Origin of the sequence: Streptomyces sp. NPDC056296 (assembly GCF_042268605.1) — a bacterium.
Taxonomy (GTDB): domain Bacteria; phylum Actinomycetota; class Actinomycetes; order Streptomycetales; family Streptomycetaceae; genus Streptomyces.
In genome coordinates this window covers 50,577-71,215 of the sequence record NZ_JBHJRX010000051.1, presented here as the reverse complement: position 1 = coordinate 71,215, position 20,639 = coordinate 50,577, and the positions used below count along the sequence as shown (strand labels likewise).

20 protein-coding genes are annotated in these 20,639 nt (G+C 70.3%); 7 read left to right on the top strand and 13 right to left on the bottom strand.

The window, feature by feature from the left end; all coding sequences use genetic code 11:
• Positions 1–142: 142 nt before the first annotated feature.
• From ACFCZF_RS31195 to ACFCZF_RS31180, 4 genes are all read right to left on the bottom strand, one after another.
• The gene (locus ACFCZF_RS31195) at positions 143–808 is read right to left on the bottom strand and encodes a hypothetical protein (RefSeq protein WP_376674473.1); all 666 of its coding nucleotides are present in this window, start codon (positions 806–808) and stop codon (positions 143–145) included.
• Positions 809–1,226: 418 nt separating this feature from the next.
• Positions 1,227–1,352 (bottom strand): hypothetical protein, encoded by a 126-nt coding sequence (locus ACFCZF_RS31190; RefSeq protein WP_376674472.1) that lies wholly within the window; start codon positions 1,350–1,352, stop codon positions 1,227–1,229.
• Positions 1,353–1,434: 82 nt separating this feature from the next.
• Positions 1,435–1,584, bottom strand: coding sequence for a hypothetical protein (locus tag ACFCZF_RS31185; protein ID WP_376674471.1), 150 nt, complete (start codon positions 1,582–1,584; stop codon positions 1,435–1,437).
• Positions 1,577–1,948 (bottom strand): hypothetical protein, encoded by a 372-nt coding sequence (locus tag ACFCZF_RS31180; protein ID WP_376674470.1) that lies wholly within the window; start codon positions 1,946–1,948, stop codon positions 1,577–1,579. The genes ACFCZF_RS31185 and ACFCZF_RS31180 overlap by 8 nt, the downstream gene beginning before the upstream one ends.
• 166 nt (positions 1,949–2,114) lie before the next feature.
• Between ACFCZF_RS31180 and ACFCZF_RS31175 the strand changes: the two genes are divergently transcribed.
• The gene (locus ACFCZF_RS31175) at positions 2,115–3,371 is read left to right on the top strand and encodes a helix-turn-helix domain-containing protein (protein WP_376674469.1); all 1,257 of its coding nucleotides are present in this window, start codon (positions 2,115–2,117) and stop codon (positions 3,369–3,371) included.
• 14 nt (positions 3,372–3,385) lie between these two features.
• Positions 3,386–3,751, top strand: a complete 366-nt coding sequence (locus ACFCZF_RS31170) for a hypothetical protein (protein WP_376674468.1) — start codon at positions 3,386–3,388, stop codon at positions 3,749–3,751.
• Positions 3,752–4,970: 1,219 nt separating this feature from the next.
• Here ACFCZF_RS31170 and ACFCZF_RS31165 read toward each other — a convergent pair.
• Both ACFCZF_RS31165 and ACFCZF_RS31160 read right to left on the bottom strand, forming a co-directional pair.
• Positions 4,971–6,320 carry an FtsX-like permease family protein gene (locus ACFCZF_RS31165; protein ID WP_376674467.1) on the bottom strand — a complete coding sequence of 450 codons (1,350 nt, stop codon included), beginning with the start codon at positions 6,318–6,320 and terminating at the stop codon, positions 4,971–4,973.
• A gap of 5 nt (positions 6,321–6,325) precedes the next feature.
• A complete protein-coding gene (locus ACFCZF_RS31160) occupies positions 6,326–7,120 on the bottom strand; it encodes an ABC transporter ATP-binding protein (RefSeq protein ID WP_376674466.1) in 795 nt (264 codons plus the stop codon).
• A gap of 205 nt (positions 7,121–7,325) precedes the next feature.
• On the opposite strand from ACFCZF_RS31160, the gene ACFCZF_RS31155 reads away from it, so the two are divergent.
• Entirely contained in the window at positions 7,326–7,919 is a 594-nt protein-coding gene (locus ACFCZF_RS31155) for a TetR/AcrR family transcriptional regulator (RefSeq protein WP_376674465.1), read from the top strand.
• Positions 7,920–9,021: 1,102 nt separating this feature from the next.
• Here ACFCZF_RS31155 and ACFCZF_RS31150 read toward each other — a convergent pair.
• Both ACFCZF_RS31150 and ACFCZF_RS31145 read right to left on the bottom strand, forming a co-directional pair.
• A complete protein-coding gene (locus ACFCZF_RS31150) occupies positions 9,022–9,627 on the bottom strand; it encodes a TetR family transcriptional regulator (RefSeq protein ID WP_376674464.1) in 606 nt (201 codons plus the stop codon).
• Between the two features lie 60 nt (positions 9,628–9,687).
• Positions 9,688–10,644 (bottom strand): DsbA family protein, encoded by a 957-nt coding sequence (locus ACFCZF_RS31145; RefSeq protein WP_376674463.1) that lies wholly within the window; start codon positions 10,642–10,644, stop codon positions 9,688–9,690.
• Positions 10,645–11,021: 377 nt separating this feature from the next.
• Here ACFCZF_RS31145 and ACFCZF_RS31140 point away from each other — a divergent pair, with 377 nt between their 5' ends.
• A complete protein-coding gene (locus tag ACFCZF_RS31140; protein WP_376674462.1) occupies positions 11,022–12,179 on the top strand; it encodes an LLM class flavin-dependent oxidoreductase in 1,158 nt (385 codons plus the stop codon).
• A 2-nt stretch (positions 12,180–12,181) separates the two neighbouring features.
• A complete protein-coding gene (locus tag ACFCZF_RS31135; protein ID WP_376674461.1) occupies positions 12,182–13,465 on the top strand; it encodes an acyltransferase family protein in 1,284 nt (427 codons plus the stop codon).
• A gap of 182 nt (positions 13,466–13,647) precedes the next feature.
• On the opposite strand, the gene asnB is transcribed toward ACFCZF_RS31135, so the two are convergent.
• Positions 13,648–15,495 carry an asparagine synthase (glutamine-hydrolyzing) gene (gene asnB / locus ACFCZF_RS31130; protein WP_376674460.1) on the bottom strand — a complete coding sequence of 616 codons (1,848 nt, stop codon included), beginning with the start codon at positions 15,493–15,495 and terminating at the stop codon, positions 13,648–13,650.
• 392 nt (positions 15,496–15,887) lie between these two features.
• Here asnB and ACFCZF_RS31125 point away from each other — a divergent pair, with 392 nt between their 5' ends.
• Together ACFCZF_RS31125 and ACFCZF_RS31120 are read left to right on the top strand one after the other, a co-directional pair.
• Positions 15,888–17,102, top strand: a complete 1,215-nt coding sequence (locus tag ACFCZF_RS31125) for an MFS transporter (RefSeq protein ID WP_376674459.1) — start codon at positions 15,888–15,890, stop codon at positions 17,100–17,102.
• 220 nt (positions 17,103–17,322) lie between these two features.
• Positions 17,323–17,991, top strand: coding sequence for a response regulator transcription factor (locus ACFCZF_RS31120; RefSeq protein WP_376674458.1), 669 nt, complete (start codon positions 17,323–17,325; stop codon positions 17,989–17,991).
• A 46-nt stretch (positions 17,992–18,037) separates the two neighbouring features.
• Here ACFCZF_RS31120 and ACFCZF_RS31115 read toward each other — a convergent pair whose 3' ends face one another.
• Genes ACFCZF_RS31115 through ACFCZF_RS31100 form a run of 4 tightly spaced genes read right to left on the bottom strand, consistent with a single transcriptional unit; the run spans position 18,038 to position 20,595 of the window.
• A complete protein-coding gene (locus ACFCZF_RS31115; RefSeq protein ID WP_376674457.1) occupies positions 18,038–18,814 on the bottom strand; it encodes a 4'-phosphopantetheinyl transferase family protein in 777 nt (258 codons plus the stop codon).
• Positions 18,811–19,689 (bottom strand): arylamine N-acetyltransferase, encoded by an 879-nt coding sequence (locus tag ACFCZF_RS31110; protein ID WP_376674456.1) that lies wholly within the window; start codon positions 19,687–19,689, stop codon positions 18,811–18,813. Before ACFCZF_RS31110 ends, ACFCZF_RS31115 begins: the two co-directional genes overlap by 4 nt.
• Positions 19,676–20,134 (bottom strand): MaoC/PaaZ C-terminal domain-containing protein, encoded by a 459-nt coding sequence (locus ACFCZF_RS31105; protein ID WP_376674455.1) that lies wholly within the window; start codon positions 20,132–20,134, stop codon positions 19,676–19,678. The genes ACFCZF_RS31110 and ACFCZF_RS31105 overlap by 14 nt, the downstream gene beginning before the upstream one ends.
• A complete protein-coding gene (locus ACFCZF_RS31100) occupies positions 20,131–20,595 on the bottom strand; it encodes a MaoC family dehydratase N-terminal domain-containing protein (protein ID WP_376674454.1) in 465 nt (154 codons plus the stop codon). Before ACFCZF_RS31100 ends, ACFCZF_RS31105 begins: the two co-directional genes overlap by 4 nt.
• Between the last annotated feature and the right edge of the window lie 44 nt (positions 20,596–20,639).

Sequence of the window (20,639 nt, the reverse complement as noted above, 5' to 3'; positions counted from 1 at the left end):
CCTCGAACCACTGATCGAGGAAGCGTGCGCCTTCGCGATGGCCAGGACCTACTACCCGCCGCGTCCGTCGTCCCCATGGGGAATTACGTGACCGCAGGGGTGGGGAATTACGTGACGCAGAACCCGCCCTGCCTGAGGAATTTCATGATCGCTCACACGCGCCGGCGGACAGTGCCACGTTGGCCGAGTCCGCTCCGCCGGACACCTCGACGCCGATGCGGTCGGCCGTCGATCGCCACTCGGCCACGGCCTCGGTGAGCAGTGCGTCGAACGCGGTCACGGGGTCCACTCCGCTACGGAGGCTGCGGGGTTCCAGGACGTGCTGGGCGGGCTCGGGGTAGAGGATGGAGAGCCCTGCTGGCGTGAAGACCGCGGTAGCGCGTTCGGTGAGTCGGTACACGCCGTCGAAGAGGGTGTCGGTGCTGTAGCGGTGTTGGCGACTCAAGGTGCGGGCGACCGCTCGTGGATTGAGCCGGTCAGGCCGCAGGTGCGGCCGGAGGTCGACGATGTCCCACGACCCGAAGACCTCGTCGCCGACAGCCGTGAGGTACAGCGGGACGGTACCCAGCACTCCCGCCGAGACCTGGATCTCGTCGGGCCGGACGAGCAGCGACGTGTAGTCGGCTTCACCGTCTCTATCTTCCCGCACCAGCGCACAGACGCTCGATCCGTCGCCCGGTATGAGGTCCGCGACCAGGACGGTTGCGTGAGCGGGCCGGATCCAGCTCTCCCCCTTGGCCCAGCGGTCTGTGTCCCATCGCCAGCCGGCGTCCCGGGTGTCTGCCAGTCGCACACGAAACGAGAGCACTCCGCTCCCCTCCTCTACGGAGCGGCGGAGCAGGACGCCAGGCCCTGCTCCGCCGCGTTCACCGGCCGGTCAGCTGCAGTGGTCGCCGTTGTTGTCGCCACCACCGGGCATCTTGTCGAGCAGCGCCGCGTCCATGCTGGGGACGCCGGTGACCAGGTCTCCCGTGAAGAGTTCGTCGATGATCATGGCTGTTCCTTTCCTCCTGCGGAGTGGGTGGACGGGCCCCTCGAGCTGCGGAGCCCGGACCCGTCCCTGCCGCCGGCGTTTCACGGCGAACTGGACGGGAGCTCGTTGGGTGGGGGCCGCTCTGACCGAGGGGGGAGAGCGGCTGAGCCCTTCCCCGGTGGGCACCGGGTCTTCCCGAGGGCTCGCTCGGCCAGAGCCGGAGTCGGTAGGTCCGGAGCGGACCGGTGGTCTCTCAGTCGGGGGCGAAGTGCCACAGAGCCCAGGCGACCGGAGTAGTGGAGACGATGATCAGGGCCGACAGCAGCCACTGCCGCCAGCCATAGGGGTGACCTCGCCTGCTGCGTCGCCGGCTCACCATCCCCGGGACACCGCCACCACGATCGATCCCCCGAGCGCCAGGACGCACGCGATGTACATGACCTGGGCCGTGACCTGGCCTTTCACTGCGCGCCCTGACCCTTGCCACGCTGTTGCCCCACGGTCGGCGCGAGGCCGGGGCGGCCGATGAAGACGCGTCGTGCTCGTTCCTGGTCGGGCAGGGTGGCGCCAGACGAGCGCACTGGCAGCTCGGTCGGGGCTTGGTCAGCCATCGTCCTGGTCCTTCTTCCGGGTCGCGCGGTAGACGTCGGCGAAGCGTCTGGTCAGCGCGCCGACGTCGCGCATGTACTGGTAGGCGATGAAGTGGGGGGACTGCTCCGTCGGCCGGCGCGTCAGGTCGAGGACCCGGTAGCCCTCCCGGAACAGCGCCTGGACGGCCGGGTCCTCGTCAAAGCCGAGTTCCTCGGCCATCAGCACTCTCAGGTGACCGACCAGGTCTCGGGTCGTGGCGTCGATCACCGGGCGCTCGGGCATCGACAGCCGGATGGCCAGCGCTGTCTCCACGGTCTCGTCGACCGCCTCCAGGACTACCGATACTCCAGCCACCTCGGACGACGTGACGCTTCCTGCTGCCATGTCCGCACCCCTTCTCCGGCCTCCACCGATGTCATGTCTGACAACGTCCAGAAAAGCGGCTCGCGTTGGCGCGGACCACGGCATCCACGGGGCAGTCCTGGGACACTTCTGGGACAGCCCGGTGCCGTCGGGTTAGACGCGGGTTGGTGCGTGGAAAGGGGGCGGCATGGGGCTTGCGGAGAGGCGCAGGGCGCTGGGCTACAGTCAGGAAGAGCTCGCGCACGCCCTCGGCGTGGACCGACGAACCGTCGGCCGCTGGGAAGGCCGCACCACCACGCCGCAGCCGCCGCTGAGACCACGGCTGGCCGAGCTGCTCCACCTCGACCTTGACGAACTCGACGCCTTGGTGGGACAGCCACGAGCAGCCCGACCGGAGTCGGCAGGGCCGCCGCCTCGCGACCACCACGGTTCAGGGGGCCTCGACGACATGATCCGACGCCAGTTCCTGCGCGCCATCACCGTCACCAGTGCCCTGGTGGCCCTACCTCCCGACGAGGGTGCAGCCCTCGCGGAGGGCGCGCTGCGCGGGATGTCCGACGGCTTCCTGCGCATGAACGGACACCTGTGGCAGGTCTACCAACTCGCCCGCGCCAAGCGTTCCGTCTACCCGGTCGTCCGCGACCAGCTCACCGCCCTGAACGAGACCCTCGACGGGCGGCCCGAGGTCGAAGCGCAGGCTCTGTGCGGCGCGGCCGGCGGCCTCTTCCAGCTCGCCGGAGAACTGGCCTTCGACGGCAACCGCTACACCGACGCCGCCGCCTCCTACACACTCGCCGCCTCTGCCAGCCAGGAGGCAAAGTCCTACGACCTGTGGGCGTGTGCCCTCGTCCGCCACGCCTACGTCGATCTGTACGAACGCCGCTACGCCCACGCGGTCGGCACGCTGTCGGCCGCCGAGAAGGTGGCAAGGCGCGGGGACCGTTCCCTGTCCACACGCTACTGGGTCGCTGCCGTCCAGGCTGAGGCGTACGCCGGCCTCGGCGACCTCTCCGCCTGCGAGCGCGCCCTGGACGAGGCGGAGAAGGTGACCGGCCTGAGCGGGCCGGCCCACAACGGTGGCTGGCTGCGTTTCGACGGCTCCCGACTCGCAGAGGAACGCGGAGCGCGTTACCTCCAGCTCGGTCGCCTCGACCTCGCCGAGAAGGCACTCAGTACCGCACTCGGCCAGGACGTCCTCGCTTCCGGCCAGTCCTTCCGGCGACGCGGTGCGGTCCTGACCGACCTAGCGGCCATCGGCGCCCGGCGCCAGGACCCCGACCAAGTACTCGCCTACGGCGGGGAGGCGTTGCGACTCGCCTGCACGACCTCCTCCGGTTACGTCGCCCATAAACTTCAGGGGTTACGAACCGACCTCGGCCCGCTCACTCGCGACGCTCGTGTGGCGGAGCTGGGCGCCGAGATCGACGCACTGTGCACGACGTGACGAGAGGGGAAGGCATGTCGCAGTCCGAGGGCGCCCGACTGTTCCGCGAGGCTTGGATCAACGGAGTGCGCAAGCACTTCCCCGACGATCCCAAGCCCGGCTACGTCACCCCCTGGGAAGAGACGCCCGAGTGGGAGCGCCAGGCCGCCGGCGCCGTCCACGACCAGGTGCGCCAGTTCCTCGACCTCAGCGACCGCCACGCCTCCCGCCTCACCCGCGAGCAGAAGAGCCGCTTCGTCGCCACCTGCTGGACCGCGCAAATGTACAAGCACTTCGAGAACCCGAAGCCCGGCTACGTCGCCGACTGGCCCGACCTACCGGACTGGCAGAAGGAAACCGACGCCGACATCTTCGAGGCCATTGAGGACGCCTCGAAGTAGCCGCCACGGCAGGTTCCGTTCAAGTCGGCCCGCGCAAGCCAGCTGCGACGTCGTCGGTGCCAAACCGAAGGCCGCGCTGGAGTGTGAACTGGCCGACCACCTCGGCTGAGCGGCGCATGCAGGGGCCGACCTCGTAGAGGGCCGGCCCTTGCGCCGCATGACGGTTCTGACTCGCGCGGTACGGCGGCTACACCCGGTCGACGCCGAGGGCAGCACGGCCGGGAGCCCGGGCCCCGTGTGGTCAGAGAAACGGGCAGTCTTTCGCGCCGTCGGTGTGACGGTAGGGGAGAAGCCGCTTTGGGTAGGCACAACCGCCCGGGCAGCAGCAACGTACCGCTTCCGCCGCAGCGTCGTTCACGCAGCTCGAAGCTCGCGCTCAGACCGACCATGTCGTCAGACTGATCGCCTACTTGAGCCTGCACCAACACCTCGGAGCCTCGGCAGCGCCGGGGCACCGGTGTTGAGCGGCGCAGCATCCAACCCCCCGGCCTTCCCCGCCGCAGAAATTCGGCAAAACCTCGGTACACGCGCGCACCACGTCACCGACGTCCAGCAACAGCCCCCGGACCTGCCAGAGCAGAATGCGCAGGATCACAACACCCGCGACGCTCCCAAACCCCACCGCAATCCACCACATCAGCCGCCTCCTCGCCTAGGGCCCCAGGCTGCCTGCGGCGAAGATCGAAGTCTGCACGTTATAAGCCGCTCTTTGTGATCTTGACGTTCCAGGTCGGGCGTAGAAGTGTGCAACCGCAAGTCACCATGTCGGTGCCGCGCCGCTTGCAGCTGTTCCTCACCGCCGGAGGCCCGTCGTCACGAGCGGCCCTCGTGATCAGCGAAGACCCGGTCGGCCATCTCGTCAACCTCATCCAGCAGGTTTCACAGCTCGGCGGTCTTCGCACGGACGGAGACAGCATCCGCGCACTCCTCGTTGCCGATATAGACAATCGGCCGCATGTCTCCCCCCGAGAGGGCAACCTCACTCATGTGAAACCCCCAGGTCGGAGACCTGCGGGTTCTTTGTTGTCCAGTACCAGTGGGGTGAGACTTCCCTCGACCTCGCTGGACGGGTCAAGGAATCGTGTCGCGACACCGGAAGCCCGCGAGACGGCGAGGGCGCCTCCGGCATCGCGACACGGGTGAGGTGACCGTCACCTCGTGCGAAGCGGTGGTCACACGTCATCGAACCGCGTGGATCGGCTTCGTTCGCGCGGGGCGATCAGGGTGCCACCGCGTCGACAGCCGGGGTACGCAGCATCCGGCGTGTGGTACCCAGTGCGGTGCCCAGGGTCGCTGTGACCGCGATGGCGACGATGCCCAGCAGGATCCAGACCGGCAGGTCGGGTATCCACCGGTCGTCGCGGACCACGCTGTACGGAAGCACGGTGACCGAGCCGGCCACCGTGCCCAGGACAGTGCCGGTCGCCACGATCAGCAGGGCCTCGGTGCGGACCATCCTGAGCACCTGGCGAGGTGTCGCGCCGGCGAGCCGCAGTCGGCCGAACTCACCGCGACGGTAGGTGGTCGAGGCCACCAGGGTGTTGATCAGCATGATGCAGGCGAACACGACGATCATGCCGATGACGACGAGGTTGAGCGTCTGGATGCTCTGCTGCTCGGTGCTGCGCAGTTGGCCGGACGCGGCGACGGCACGGTCCTCGATGAGCTGGAGGTAAAGGACACCGGTGCCTATGCCGGTGAACACGATGATCGGCATGAGCGCGCCGGCGGCCTGGCCGGTGCGCTGCCGCAGGTGCTGCACCGTCAGGTGTCCGGACACGCCGCGACCGCGTAGTGCGCGGCCGGTCAGGGCGGTGGCGGCACGGACCAGACCGGGAGCGAGGACGGCCAGTCCCATGGAGGTCAGGATGGAAGCCTGCGCGGCGATCGGCATGGCGTCCGGCCCCTTGTCCCGGAACGCCGTGACGGTCAGCACGCCGAGGTAGAGGCCGCCGGCCAGCAGAACGCCCCCCGGGACGATCCGTTTCCAGGTCATACGGCCGGGTTCGGCGTCCGCCAGGGACGCTGCCACGCTCGCCCGGGTCGCGTGCCGGGCCGTCCACAGTGCGCCGATCACCGCGGACAATACGGTGATTCCGAAGCCGATGAGCAGCGCGAACGTGCCGAAGGCGAAGGCGGTGTCGTCGGCGACCTGACCGGTGTCCGTCAGCAGGGCGAGCAGGGCGCGGCCCAGCAGGTAGGACGGGCCCACCGCGAGTACCGCGGCGGCGACCGAGACCAGTGCCGCCTCGCCCACGACCATTCGCATGATCTGTGCCGGTGTGGCGCCGGCGCTCTTGAGCAGGGCCGTCTCGGCCGCGCGTTGCCGCACCGACAGCCCCAGGGTGGAGATCACCGCGAACACGACCAGGCACATGCCCCAGCCGCCGACCACACCGCCCATGGTCGTCAGCGTCTCGACACTGGTCGCGTCCACACCGGTGCCACGGCTGGTGTCCAGCATCGAGGCGAACGACATCACCATCGTCGCGCCGAACAACAGCACCAGGAAACTGCCCGCGAAGGATCCGGCCCGGCGTCGCAGCGAGGCCCAAGCCAACCAGAACAACGTCCTCACACCCCTTCGGTGACGCGGCGGTCGCCGACCTCGTCGGTGAGCCGGGTCATCGTGTCGGCGACCGTGGCGGCGGTGGGCCGGTCCAGCCGGCCGACGAGCCGGCCGTCGGCCAGGAAGAGAACCTGATCGGCGTGGGCGGCGGCGACCGGGTCATGGGTCACCATCACCAGTGTCCGGCCGTCGATGCGTACCGCTTCCTGGAGGAGCGCCAGGACCTCGCGCGCGCTGCGGGTGTCCAGCGCGCCGGTGGGTTCGTCGGCGAACACCACCCGCGGCCCGGCGACCAGTGCTCGGGCGATCGCCACCCGTTGCTGCTGACCGCCCGACAGTTGCGAGGGCAGATGGTCGAGGCGTCCCCCGAGTCCGACGCGTTCCAGCGTTTCGACGGCCTGGGCGCGGTTGACGCGCTTGCCCGCCAACCGCAGCGGCAGCGTGGTGTTCTGCAGGACGGTCAGCGTGGGCAGCAAGTTGAAGTGCTGGAACACGAAGCCGATCCGGCCCCGGCGGAACGTGGTGAGCTGAGTCTCGGTGCCGTCGCTCATCTCCACACCGTCCACGAACACACGGCCCGAGCTGGGGCTGTCGAGCCCGGCGGCGCACTGCAGCAACGTGCTCTTGCCCGATCCGGAGGGGCCCATGACGGCGGTGAACGAACCGTGGTCCAGGGCAAGGGAGACGCCGTCGAGTGCTCGCACCAGGCTGCCCGGTGATGCGTAGTGCTTGGTGACCGCGTCCAGACGCAGTGCGTGGCCGGAGCCGAGTGGGTCGACGGCAGGTGGGGGTTGAGACATGAGGAGGTCCTTCGTGTCGTGGAGAGGGGGCGTCGGTGTCCTACTGGGCGCACCCGCGAGCTCGTGCTGTCCCGCCGGCGTTCCGGCAGTGGGCTGAAACCGCTCAACTACTGGCACGGCACGGGCCGTGCCGTTACGCCGTCAGCATGGGTGCGAACGGCGCTCATGTCAACACGGCACGTGCCGTGCTGATACGGTGGCGCACATGACTGACCGCCGTGCCGCCCGCGCCGCCGACCTCACCGAAGCGATCATGCGCTGCACGCTGGAGCTGGCCCAGGAGACGGGTTACGCCAAGCTCAGCATCGAGGCGGTCGCGGCCCGCGCCGGTGTCGGCAAGCACACCATCTACCGCCGCTGGCCCTCCCGGGGGCTGCTGTTCCTCGACGCGGTTCTCAGCCTCAACGAGTCCGGCCTGGCCCACCCCGACACCGGTGACGTCGTCGCCGACCTGCGTGAGGTGATGACCAAGGCCGTCGACCTGCTCGGCCGTCCGCCGTGGGGCCCGCTGTACCAGGACCTCATCGGCGAGGCCCAGCACGACCCGGCGGTCGCGGCCGCGCTGAACGAGCGCTTCATCGAGCCGCAGACCGCCGACACCCTCGCCCGCATGCGAGCCGCCAGGGACCAGGGGGAGATCGATCCCGACTTCGACCTGGACCTGGCCATGGAGATCCTGTCGGGCCCCTTCTACTTCCGTCTCCTGGTCACCCAGCAGCCCCTGACGGACGCCTACATCGACCGCATCCTGCGAGCGGTCTTCGCCGGGATGAGCCCCAGGCCGCAGAAGGAACAGTGAGCCCTGCCCCGACAGGCCGACAACATGTACTCGTCGACGACGTGACGACGCACCGATGGACAGGCGGGTCCGGGACGTCACGCCTGCCTGTTCCCGGCCCGGTCGAGATCAACTCCTACGATTCCTCAGCGCCGATCAGGCGTCGCGACCAGTCCCGTGTGCCATCGCAACGACAACCTCTACGTCGGCTCTCGCTGCCCAGGAGTCAGCAGTCGGTCCGCCACGGGAAGAGACTTTCGACGACCTCGTCGAGCGGCATGCCCTTGGCGTGCCCATAAGACCGGTCAGCCACGGTCAGAAGGAGCGCCGATCCGCTCCTCCATGGCAGGCTTCCTGACAGAACCACGCAGGTCAGCCGCGCCCCAGCATCGCAAGCGCCGTCGCTTCCCAAGCTGACAGCGCGAGTTCGATTCTCGTCACCCGCTCCATGATTGAACCCCAGGTCAGCGGCCTGGGGTTTGTTTGTTGTCTAACGAATTTCGGGGGCTTCCGTCGCTTCTCCAGAGATCGATCCCACGGGGACTCTGGAAGCCGGTCACAGGTACTTCAACACCAGCTGAAACCCCCTTCCCTCGTCCGTGCCGGGGTCTTCATCCCAGTGGCCCGCCGGGGCGGCCCACTCTCCCATTCGGCGAACCAGGCGCCCGGCTCGCCCAGCCGGATGTCCGGCCGACCGGGAAACTGGCTGCCGGTGATGTCGAGGACGACGCCGTCGAGGCTGCCCAGGCGTGCGTGCGGTAGCCCGCCTCTCGGCCCTGGGCGCCCGTCACATACGCCCAGTTGCCCAGGCCAGTGCTCCGGAGACGGAACCGCTCGGCTTCGTCCCAGGCCGCTGCGAGCACGGGTGTCTCCGTCACTGGACCATGATGGCTGAGGAGCGTCCCGGGCGCCGAGCCCGCGAGAGAGCACGGATTCGGCGGACAACAACGGCCAGCAGCGGTGCGACGGCGCACTTCTCAGGTCAGCCCCGGCGTCGGACGGCCGCTACGGCTCCCGCACTGATCGAGACCTGCGGGGCTATGCCGACACCCCCGAAGCGTAAGCACCTGGCGCTGCCCGCCGGCGTGAGCCTCGCCGCGGTCATCGCGGCCGGCCTGGACCGTCATGGCGTCAAGCCGCGGCAGGCCATGGCCCACAGGCGCAGGTACTGAGCCAGGGAAACGTGGGCACCCTGCTGATCACGGAGGTCGTCGGGGGGAGCCGGGTGGGCTCGGGTGTGGAGAGCGACGGCTCGGATGAACAGGACGGCCAGTGCGGAGACATCCTCCGGGCGGGTGCCTGCCGGCAGTTCACCGGCCCGGGAGGCCTCCTCGGCGAGTTGCCGCACCTGCGGATGCCAGGCGCTGGACCAGCGCCTCAGGCCGGCCGAGTGGTCCAGTTCCAGGCGGGCGGCCGCGCGCACCGCCGTGTTTGCGTGGAGGGTGCGCGTCATACCGGTGACCACCTCCGAGAGGCGGGCCAGCGGCGTGGGTGCGGCCGACAGCGCGTCGCTGACCGACGCCCGGACCGCCGCCAGTGCGCTGTCCACCACTGCATCGGCGAGATCGGCCTTGGAGCGGAAGTGAAAGGTCAGCGCTCCGTTCGACAGCCCGGCAGCGTGCGAGACCCGCCCCAGCGAGACGCCTGCGTAACCGTCGCGCGCGAACTCTGCGGCAGCCGCCTCGACGAGGGCGGCACGAGTCACCGTCGCCCGGTCCTGCTTGGTCACGTATCGGTTCTCTCTCGTTCTTCCTCTCGACCTGCGGGGATCCAGGTCGCCCAGGCGACTTCAGTCGCTCGCCGCCACGGCGAGCCGGAGGTGCGGCTGTGCCTGGGCATCCAGCCCCAGCCGCTGGAGCGTGCGCCCGTACAGCATGCGGACGTAGAAGTCGTCCGGGCGCTGCTCCACGAGCGGTTCCAGTACGGTCCGCGCTCGATTGAGCTGGGCGGACCCGAAGTAGGCGCGGGCCGCGAGGATCCGCACGGCGGGATCGTCGGCGAAGTCCGCCAGCAGTGGACGCAGCAGGGTGAGCGCGCCGAGCGGGTCTCGCTCCTCCATCAGTGACTCCGCCCAGCGCATACGGTTCACCTCGGCCGGTACGTCGGGCTGTCGCCGGATCCCGGCCAAGAAGTCTCCGATCGCCTCGGACGTCTGCGCGCCCGCCAGCGCCTGGTTGCCCACGACGAAGGAGGGTGATGTGCGCACCTTGCGCGCCTTGCCCTGCAACAGCAGCTCGCGGGTGAGCAGTTCACCGGCCTCGGTCTCCAGCAGCCCCGGCCCCTCAGCGAATCCCGCCCGAAGGGCGACGTCACGCAGCACTGCCCGGTCGCCGATGTCCCGCCCCTCGATGAAGTACGCGTGCATCAGGCCTTCGGCCAGTGCGTCCTGCACTGCGGAGCCGGCGCGTTCGTGAGCCAGCGCGAGGAGCCGGTGGGCGTCGTGGCTGCTGACGCGCCAGCTCGCACCCCGCCAGGGGCCAAGCCCTTCCGCCGCCGCGATCTCCGAGATCCGCACCCGGTTCTCGGCCGGCGTGAGGCCGGGCGCGCAGGCGCGCAGTGCCTCGTCCATGAGCGGGTCACGCATGGCCTCGTCCATGGGAAGGGCCGTGACGGGGGCGCTCGGGTCGATACGGAACGGCCGCCAGACCACCTCGACATCGTCGCGGTCCGCGATCGCCCGCTCCAGGCGGCGCTTACCGATGTACGCCCACGCGCAGACGACGTCTGCCCAGATCTCGATTCGCATAATCCCAGAGTAAGCAACGACAGTGGTTTATGCAACACGTGTCTATTAGTCACTCTGGTGGAGAGGCCACGCCCGGCGCTCACCCTCGTGGAGCGCCGCGGTCCGCCCAAGACCCGTACGGGCTGGCCGATCGAGCAGGGCCGGGGCCGCGTTTCGGCTACCTGCGATGGGCATTGCCCGCTCGCGTGCCCGGCCGGGAAAGTGATGGTGCGCCCGGTCGGAGCGAGGGATCGGCCGCACCGCCATCCCGATCGGCCACCGGGTCGCCGCGGCCCCCTGCCCTGCTCCTGCCGACGGCCCGTGCCCCGTCCGGCCCACTCGGCCGGCCGCCCGGCCGGCCCGCCCGAACCCTTCCGTCACGCTTCAGGGAGACCCGTATGACCACCGCCCCCGCCGCCGTAGGCTTCGGCGCGTTCATCTCGCCGCTGCATCCGCCTGGTGAGGCCCCCGACCTGCAGATGTGGCGCAATCTCGACCTGATCTCCTGGCTCGACAACCTCGGCCTCGACGAGGTCTGGGTCGGGGAGCACCACTCCGGAGGGTGGGGCACCATCAGTTCGCCGGAGGTCTTCCTCGCCGCGGCGGCCGAACGCACCCGTCGCATACGCCTGGGGACCGGCGTGGTGAGCCTGCCGTACCACCACCCGTTCCACGCCGCGTCCCGCATCGTGCAGCTCGACCACATGACCCGTGGCCGGGTCATGTTCGGCGTCGGTTCGGGGTCGTCACCCGCGGACGCCCACATGCTCGGCGTCGAGGCGGTCGACACCCGCCGTATGACCGGGGAGGCGCTGGAGGTCATTCGCCCCCTGCTGGCCGGGGAGACGGTGACCCGCTCCACCAACTGGTTCACCCTGCGTGACGCGCGGCTGCACCTGACGCCGTACTCGCCGGATCTGGAGGTGGCCATATCCAGCGCCTCGTCGCCGGTCAGCATGCGCCTCGCCGGACGTTACGGGCTCAGCCCCCTGTCGTTCGGCGCACCGGTCCCGGGTGCGCCCCCGATCGACCTCGCGGCCCAGTGGGCGCACGCTGAGACGGCCGCGGCGGAGGCTGGCAGCGCCATGCGCCGCGGCGACTGGCGGATCGTGCTTCCGGTGCACGTGGCCGAGACGACCAAGCAGGCGTACGCCGATGTCCGCGAGGGCTTCCGGCGCTTCGCCCACGGATACTTCCGGGACACCCTCGGGCTGCCGGTCGAATTCCCCGGAGTCCCCGCCGGCGAGGAGGTCGCGGCGATGGCCGAGTCCGGCGCCGCCATCGTCGGATCGGTCGACGACTGCATCGAGGCCGTGGAGCGGCTGGTGGAGCGGACCGGCGGCTTCGGCAGGCTGCTCGTCGCGGTGAACGACTGGGCACCGCGCGAGCAGACCCGGCACAGCTTCGAACTCCTCGCGCGCTACGTGGCACCGCACTTCGACGGGCGACTGGACGGTCCGCGGCAGTCCTGCCGATGGGTTCAGGAGAACCGTTCCGCCTTCATGGGCAAGGCCGTCGCCGCTTTCCAGCAGGCGACGTCCGGATCCGGGGCCTGACCATGAGTGCGACAAGTACGGCATCCCCGGTCCCGTCCCGTCCGGCGCGCGGCCCGGCACCGGCCGCCACCACCACGGGGGCCGAGGCGCCGACGGGCACCACGACCGGCGCGGGCGGCGCCTCCAGACTCGACTCGCTGACGGGGCTGCGGTGGTGGGCGGCACTGCTGGTGTTCGGGGAGCACGCCGGGAAGCTCATGCTGAGCACCCCCGCGGGCTCCACCGACCTCTCCCCGCTGGACACCGCCCTGCATGCGGTGTTCGGAACCGGATTCGTGGGTGTGAGCTGCTTCTTCATCCTCAGCGGATTCGTCCTCGCGTGGTCCCGCAAGCCGAACGACACCGCCCGGAGGTTCTGGCAGCGACGCTTCGCCAAGATCTATCCCGTCTTCTTCGTCACCACCGTGCTGGCGATCGTGTGGATCGCGACCACCACGGACGCGCTCCCCGGCTGGCAACTGGTTCTGACCCACCTGTTCCTGGTCCAGTCCTGGGTGCCGGACCAGTCCGTGTCCTACGGCCTCAACCCGGTTGCCTGGTCGCTGAGTTGCGAGGCGTTCTTCTACTTCGCGTTCCCGGCCCTGTACGCCGCCATGGCATCAGCCCGGGCGCTCACCCTGCGCTGGGTGGCCGGACTGTGCGCGGTGGCCGCGTTCGTGGTGCCGTACCTGGCGTCCAGCGCCTTCGCGCTCAAGCACCCCGGCGGTTCCGAGAGCATTCCGACGGAGTCCATCGGCGGACCGTTCATGTACTGGTTCGTCTACGTATTCCCGCTCATGCGGCTCGCCGAGTTCGTCTGCGGCATCGCGCTCGCCTGCCTGGTGCGCCGCGGACTGTGGCGGGGGCCGGGCGTTCCGGTGGCGCTCGTGCTGGCCGTCGGCTCCATCTGGCTGGGCACGTACGCACCCGAACCGCTGCAGCGCGTGGCGGTGACGTTCGTACCTTTCGCGCTGCTGATCGCGGCGCTGGCCCAGGCGGACGTCACAAGCCGGTGGACGCCCCTGCGCAGCCGCGCGATGGTGTTCCTCGGGGAGATCTCGTTCGCGCTGTACATGGTGCAGCTGGTGTTCCTGATGTGGACCGGCGTCCATCTGCGCGGCTGGCTGCACGAGTTGGGGCTGCTGACCTCACCTGAGGCGGCGGCACCCATGTGGCTGGGAGTGGTGGTCTTCCTGCTCTATCTCGCGGTGTGCTCCGTCCTCGCCTGGGCGCTGTACCGGGGCGTCGAGCGTCCCATGATGCGGGTCCTGCGCCCGCGTAGCGCGGGCCCCGCTGCTCCGAGCTGAGCCCGCCGGCCGCCGTACGCGTACATCCTGGTTCCCCAACGCCCCGCCGACTCACCACGAGACGGCGGGCCGTTGGGGCGGTTGGGGCGACCCCCGGTCAGGGAGGCGCCCTCTCCCTAACACGCACGGGCCCGGGGCGCTTCTTGCGCACCGGGCCCGGGGCAGGGGTGGGACGGTGGGAATCAGTCGATCACGATGTCGGGGCCGTAGAGGTCGATCCAGGTGGCCAGTTCCAGCACCCGCTCCAGGCCGTGCCGCACGGAGATGTCCATCCGGGCAGGGTCCGTGGCGACGGCGCGGGCCAGCCACTCATCACTGACCAGCGAGAAGAGGGTGCTGTTCGGTTCCGCGGCGACCTGCTTGGCCTGCTGCTGAAGTGACTGCTGGTAGAACGGGTCCTGAGTGGACGGGTAGGGGCTCTTCCTGCGGTCTGCCACGGACGCCGGCAGGACGTCGCGGACGGCGGCCCTGAGCAGGCTCTTCTCCCGGCCGTCGAAGGTCTTCAGGCTCCACGGCGTGTTGAACACGTACTCGGTCAGCCGGTGATCGCAGAAGGGCACCCGGACCTCCAGCCCGCTGGCCATGCTCATCCGGTCCTTGCGTTCGAGCAGCGACGGCATCCACCGGGTGAGGTTGAGATAGCTGATGCGCCGCATCCGCGCCTCCAGGCCGTCCTCACCGGGCAGCCGTGGCACCTCCGCGACAGCGTCGGCATAGCGGTCCCGCGCGTACTCGACCAGCCGCAGCCGCTCCCTGACCTCGGGGCGCAGCAGCTTCAGCGCCTCCTGTTCGGCGTCACCGAAGAGGGCCATCCACGGGAAGGTGTCCGCCTGTTGCGCGGCGGGATGGTGGAACCACAGGTACCCGCCGAAGAGTTCGTCCGCGGCCTCGCCGGACAGGGCGACGGTCGAGCGCTCCCGCACGGCGCGGAACAGCAGATACAGCGAGAGGTCCATGTCACCGTGCACACCCGGCAGGTCGCGGGCACGGACCGTGGCCCGGCGCACCTGCTGGTCCGTCATGGCGCGGGAGTCGAGGACGACGTCGTGGTGATCGGTGCCCACATGGGCGACGACCTCGCGGATGTACGGCGCGTCCTGGGTCTCGCGCAACTCCGTCGCCTGGAACGTCTCGGCGCCGTCGGCGAACTCCACCGCGAACGTGCGAACGCGTTCGTCGCCGTGGTCGCGGCGCAGCCCCGCGGCGGTCAGCGCGGTGAGCGCGCTGGAGTCGAGACCTCCGGACAGCAGAACGCACCGGCTCACGTCGGAGACCATCTGCCGGGCGGCGATGTCCTCCAGCAGCTCCCGGATGTACGATGTCGTGGTCGCCAGGTCGTCCGTGTGTTCGTGCGCCTCCAGCTTCCAGTACACGCGCTCGCGCACGCCGGTCCGGTCGACGGTCACCATGGTGCCGGGGCGCATCTCGCGCATGCCCCGCCAGATGGCCTGCCCCGGGGTCCGGGTGAACAGGAACATCTCGCGCAGACCGTCGGCGTCGACGGTCCGGTCGCTGTCGGGGTGGGCGAGCACCGCTTTGAGCTCCGAGCCGAACAGGACGCCGTCTGCGGTCGGACGGTAGAAGAGCGGCTTGACCCCGGCACGGTCACGGACCAGGAGCAGCCGCTCCGACCGGGAGTCCCAGATCGCGAAGGCGAACATCCCGTTGAGCTTCTCGACGCAGGCGTCGCCCCACTCCAGGTAGGCGCGCAGCACCACCTCGGTGTCGCTCCGCGTCGTCCAGGTGTGCCCGCGGCCGGTGAGGAGTTCACGCAGTTCCCGGTAGTTGTAGACCTCGCCGCTGTACGTGATGACGACCTCGCCACCGGGCACCGCGGCGGACATGGGCTGCCGCCCGCCCTCCAGGTCGATGATCGCGAGCCGGCTGTGCGCAAGGGCCGCGTGACGGCCGGTCCAGACGCCGTGGGCGTCCGGACCACGGCAGGACATGGTGGCGTTCATCGCTTCCACGGTGTCGACGTGATGGGCCAGATCCTGGGTGAAGGACACCCAGCCGGTGATGCCGCACATCGGTTCTCTGCCTCCAGGGGAAGTCGCCGCACGCCCGCCCGGGCGCGCAGCAGCGCGCGGGTCGAGCGGGTGCGGAAGGAAAGGGGGATCCGCCGGATCGTACGAACCGGACGGCGGTCCGTCCGAGCCCTGACGCCCTGCACGAACGAGCACTCCGGACGGCGCGCTGCGAGCCCTTCGTTCGTCCGCCCCTTCGGGCCTCCGGGCACGGCTTCGCACGTGGAACGCTGCAAGGGGCCTGCCTGCGGCACCGATCGGCCGCGACAGGAGGCGCTGACCGACGCCCGCATCTAAGCAACACGTGTTGTTTAGGCGTCGCCTGTTGGCTATTCTGACGGCTCGGCAGCGGCCACCCCCACTGCATCCCCCTGCGTACCGAGAGGTTGGACCTCATGGGACTCTGGCTCGCACCAATGGTGCTGGCACTTTTCACCTTCGGCACCGCCGACTTCGTCGTCGCGGGCATCCTGCGCGAACTGGCCGACGGTCTCGGAACGAGCGAGTCGGCCGCGGGCCAACTGGTGACCGTCTACTCGATCGTGTACGCGATCTGCGCGCCGCTGGCGGCCGTGGTCACCGCCCGCGTGCCCCGCCGCACGCTAGCCGCCTGGGCTGTCACGCTCTTCATCCTCGGCAATGTCGTCGCCGCGACCGCGGGTTCCTACGAAGTGCTGCTCGCCTCCCGTGTGGCGAGCGCGATGGCCGCCGCCGCGGTGACTCCGATGTGCTTCGCCGCCGCGGGCACCGTCCCGCCGGAGGGACAGCGCGGCAAGGCGCTCGGCCTGCTCAGCGGCGGCATCATGCTGGCCCAGCTCCTCGGCGTGCCGATCGGCACCTGGCTCGGCGGCACCTGGGGCTGGCAGGCGGCCTTCTGGATGTGCGTGGCGCTCGGCGCGGTCGTCCTCGTCAGCATGCTCGCGCTGCTTCCGCCGCTGGAGCCGCCGCCGGCCATGGCGCTGCGCGAGCGGCTCGCCCCGGTCACCCACGGCCCCGTCCTGAGGGGGCTCAGCGCGATGATGCTGCTGTCCGCGGGCAGCATGATGATGATGACGTACATCGCCCCCATCACCTCGGCGGCGGGCGACGTCGGCACCAACGGCATCGCGGGGCTGTTCGTCGCGGCCGGCTTCGCCGGTCTCGTCGCGACCCAGATCGGCGGCACGGCAAGCGACAAGCTGGGCCCGCTGCGCACCGTCCTCATCGGCGCCGGGACGCTGGTGGCCGCGATGACCGGCCTGTCCGGATCGGTCCTGTGGGGCGAGACCCCCTTCTGGCTGCTGGTTCTGCTGGTCATGGTCATGGCCTTCGGGATCGGCATGCTCAACCCGCCGCTCGCCGTCTGGCTGCTGAGCCGCGCCGGCGCGTCCGGCAATGAGGTGATGGCGCTCAACGCCAGCGTCATGTACCTCGGTACGTCCATGGGCGGTGTGCTGGGTGGCCTGCTGCTCGCCCTGTCCAGCCCCGGGGCGCTCCCCGTACTGGCGGTGGTGGAGACGGCGCTGGTCGTCCTTCTGATCGCCACGGCGGGCCGGGGGGCGGCCGGGGAGCAGGGCGCCACTGCCGGCACCGCGCCGGCCGAACGCGAAGCCGCTCCTCAGGCGCACTGATCACACTGTCGCCTCGGTGGCCGCCGGATCCGGGTCCGGCGGCCACCGCATGTATGGCGGTCGCCTCACTGTGCGACCGGCCATTGAAAACCAATCGTTCGTTTTTTATCCTGAGGGGGACACGGAAACTGGATGTCCGTGTCCCCTTCCGACTCGAAACGCCGTCCCACCAGGTCGAGACACATCTGGGCCCACGCATCCAGGTACCAGGGGGAGAGACATGAACGCCGAGTACCCGACCGCTCGCCATATCACCGTGGTGCTGCAGGACGTCGTCCAGCGCTATGGCATCGAGGCCATGGTCCGAACCGTGGCCGACGGAGATTCGGTCCGCTGTTTCGCCACCGGCGAGGACGTCGTCGCCCGGCTTCCCGACGCTCCGGATCTCGTCCTCCTCGCCGCGAAGGAGGCCGGCGAGCAGTGGCCGGAGTACGCCGAGAAGCTGCGGAGCCTCGGGACGCGCCTGCTGGTCCTCGTCGACGGCGGCGACGACCAGGACATCGAGCGCGCCGCGAAGATCCACGGGCAGGGTTTCGTGGACCAGCAGGACCTCAACACACAGACCCTGTCCGCCGCGGTGACCGACGTACTGGAAGGCAGGCTGTTCGTCTCCTCCACCCTGGCCCGGACACTGCTCGGCAGGGCGGGACAGAGGCGCTCCATGGACCAGGACTTCCGCGGCACCACTCTTACGCCCCGGGAGCTCGAGGTCCTTCAGCTGCTGGCCGAAGGGCTGAGCAACAAGCAGGTGGCGCGCCGTCTGGTGATCTCCGAGCACGGTGTGAAGCGGCTGGTGAGCAACATCCTGGCCAAGCTGAACTGCCCCAACCGCACGATGGCGGTGGTCAGGGCGATGCAGGAGGGCTTACTCGCACCGGAGCCCGCTTGACCGGTGCCCGCCCCCGGCCGGGGCAGCGCGCTCCGGCCACGGCGTCTCAACGCCGTACGACGGCCACGGCGACCGCCGCACGGTGGCCGGGTCCCGCGGGCAGGTCCCGCACCGCCCAGGTGTCCGGCCCGCCCTCGGCACCCCGGTGGCCGACCAGTGCTGTCGCGCGGTCCGGGCGTACCTCCACGCGGCGCAGATCGGTCGCCACCCCGACGCCGCTGCCCTTCACGACCGCCTCCTTGCGGGTCCAGCACCGGGCGAACTCGGCCGGCCACGTCTCAGGGGGACGGCTCGTCAGATAGGACCGCTCGGCGGGGCTGAGCACCGCCTCGTGCAGTCCCGACGGCACCTGGCGACGCAGGCGCTCGACGTCTGCTCCGACCGCGGTGCCGTCGGCCACCGCACACAGCCAGTCGGGGCCCGAATGGGACAGGCTGAACTGCACGCCGGTGACCGGGAACGTGATCGTCGGGCGGCCGTGCTTCCGCTCACCGCAGACCGGGCACGGGTCACGGCCGAACTCGATCGCGGCGGGATCCGTGTGCAGCACGGACGCCAGAGCACGGCGCAGCGCGGCATGCGCCCCCGCGTAGCGTGCGGCCAGGACGGGGGCGTGGAACGACCGGTAGCGGGCGGACTCCTGTGCGGACAACAGGCGCAGGTCCTCATCGCCCGGCTCGTCAGCCAGCCGGCCCCGCCAGACCGGGACCGGTGTTCCGAGCACGTCGTAGACCCGTCCGGCCTCGGCCCAGTCGGCGGCGACCCGCCCGGAGTCAGGGCCGTACGGATCCGTCTTGCCCCCGGCGGTCCCCCCGGCCGTCACGTGGCACCGGCCGGGGGCTGTTCCCGCTCCGCCCTGATGCGAAGCCTGATCGCGTGAGAGCGGACCAGCCAGTCCCACAGGCGCGCGCGGTCCTCCGCGTTCAGATCGTCCAGGGTCAGCCCGAACACCCCCGCCACGGTGTCCCACCACTCGTCGGCCGAGGTCAGTTCGTGCACCGTTCGGCTGCCGGAGCGGTCGACGCGGCTCAGCACACACCCGCACAGGCCGTCGACACCGTCCGCGTCCCGCCGGTACACCGAGGCGATCCGCACGAACACCGAGGCCGGCGACATGGACATCACCCGGTGCATGGCCTGGAAGTCGGGCGCGGCGGCCGACGCGGTCGAGAAGTCCATGCCCGCGAACTTGCCGTGCGCGTGGTGGTCGAGGCGCCACCCGCCCGGTTCCGCCGCCGACCGCCGGAGCCGGTACCGGAACGGACCCTGCTCGTACACACCCGCCCGCAACGGCAACGGCTCATGCAGGGCGTCCCCCATACCGACGTCGGCGAGCCAGGTCTCACCCCCCACCGACACGGTGAGGGTCAGATGGTTGCCGTTCGCGCCCGGTGCGGGCGTGTCCCGGTCCACCTGGATTCCGCCGCGGTGCCACGTCACCTCGTAGCCGAGCGCCGTCAGCAGTTGCGCGAAGGCTCCGTTGAGGTGGAAGCAGTAACCGCCGCGGCCCGTCAGGACACGTTCCACCGAGTCCTCCGGAGCCATGGACGTACGACGGCCCAACTGGAAGTCGAGCGTCTCGTACGGCACGCGCTCCACGTGCGCGGCGTGCAGCGCCCTGAACCCCTCCACACTGGGGCGACCGGTGTGATCGATCCGCAGGCGGTCGAGGTAGCGGCGGACATCAGGCGACCGCATCGGGCAACTCCTCCCCGGGAACGGGGTCGACGGCCACTTCCGCCACACCGCGCGCCACCGTCCTGCCGTCCGAACGGCGGGCGACGAGCCGGACCACCGCCCGGCAGTCCCCGTCCCCGGTCCGCGTCACGTCGGTCACCGTCCCGGTGCAGGTGATCGCGTCACCGCCCGGCACCGGTGCCACGAAAGAGGTCCGCAGCGCACGCAGCCGGTCCTGGGACGCCCATGACGTCACCAGTCGGCCCAGCAGCGCCATCGTCAGCATGCCGTGGGCGATCACACCGGGCAGCCCCGCGACGCGCGCCGCTTCGGGGTCCAGATGGATCGGGTTGGTGTCTCCGGACGCACCGGCGAACGCGGCCGCCAGCTCAGGGGTGACCGCGGGCAGCCGCAGCGCGGGCAGTTCCGCACCGGGACACGTGGCGAAGGCGTCCGTCGCCGTCATGCCGCGCTCCCGGTCGTCGCCCGCGCCTGTACCGCCACGACCTGGCGCAGCCACGCCACCCGACCGCCGTCGGGACGACGGACCACCGTGTCCCGGGCCACGAACTCCCTGGGGCCACGGCCGGGCAGCGAGGGCACGGCGAAGGACGGCGACAGCAGCAGCGTGTCACCGGCACAGACGGACGAGTCGTAACCGAACTCCTGTGAGACGTGGAGGCAGGACGCCGGATCGGCGCCCGCATCGGCCAGCCGGCGCAGTACGTCGCCCCGTTCGAGATCGACGCCGAACAGGTACGTGGGCGGCGCCAAGACGTCGCGGTGGCCGGCGGCCCTCGCCGCCGCACTGTCGTGGTGCACGTCGTCCGCCGCGCCGATGGCGTCGGCGAAACGCCGGACGGCGTCCCGCTCGACGCGGACCCGGTAGGCGGGCAGCGGACCGGCCAGTCTCTCGGCGATGAGCATCGCTTCTCCGTCGCTGTCGTCGGTGCCGGTCCGCTACGTCCACC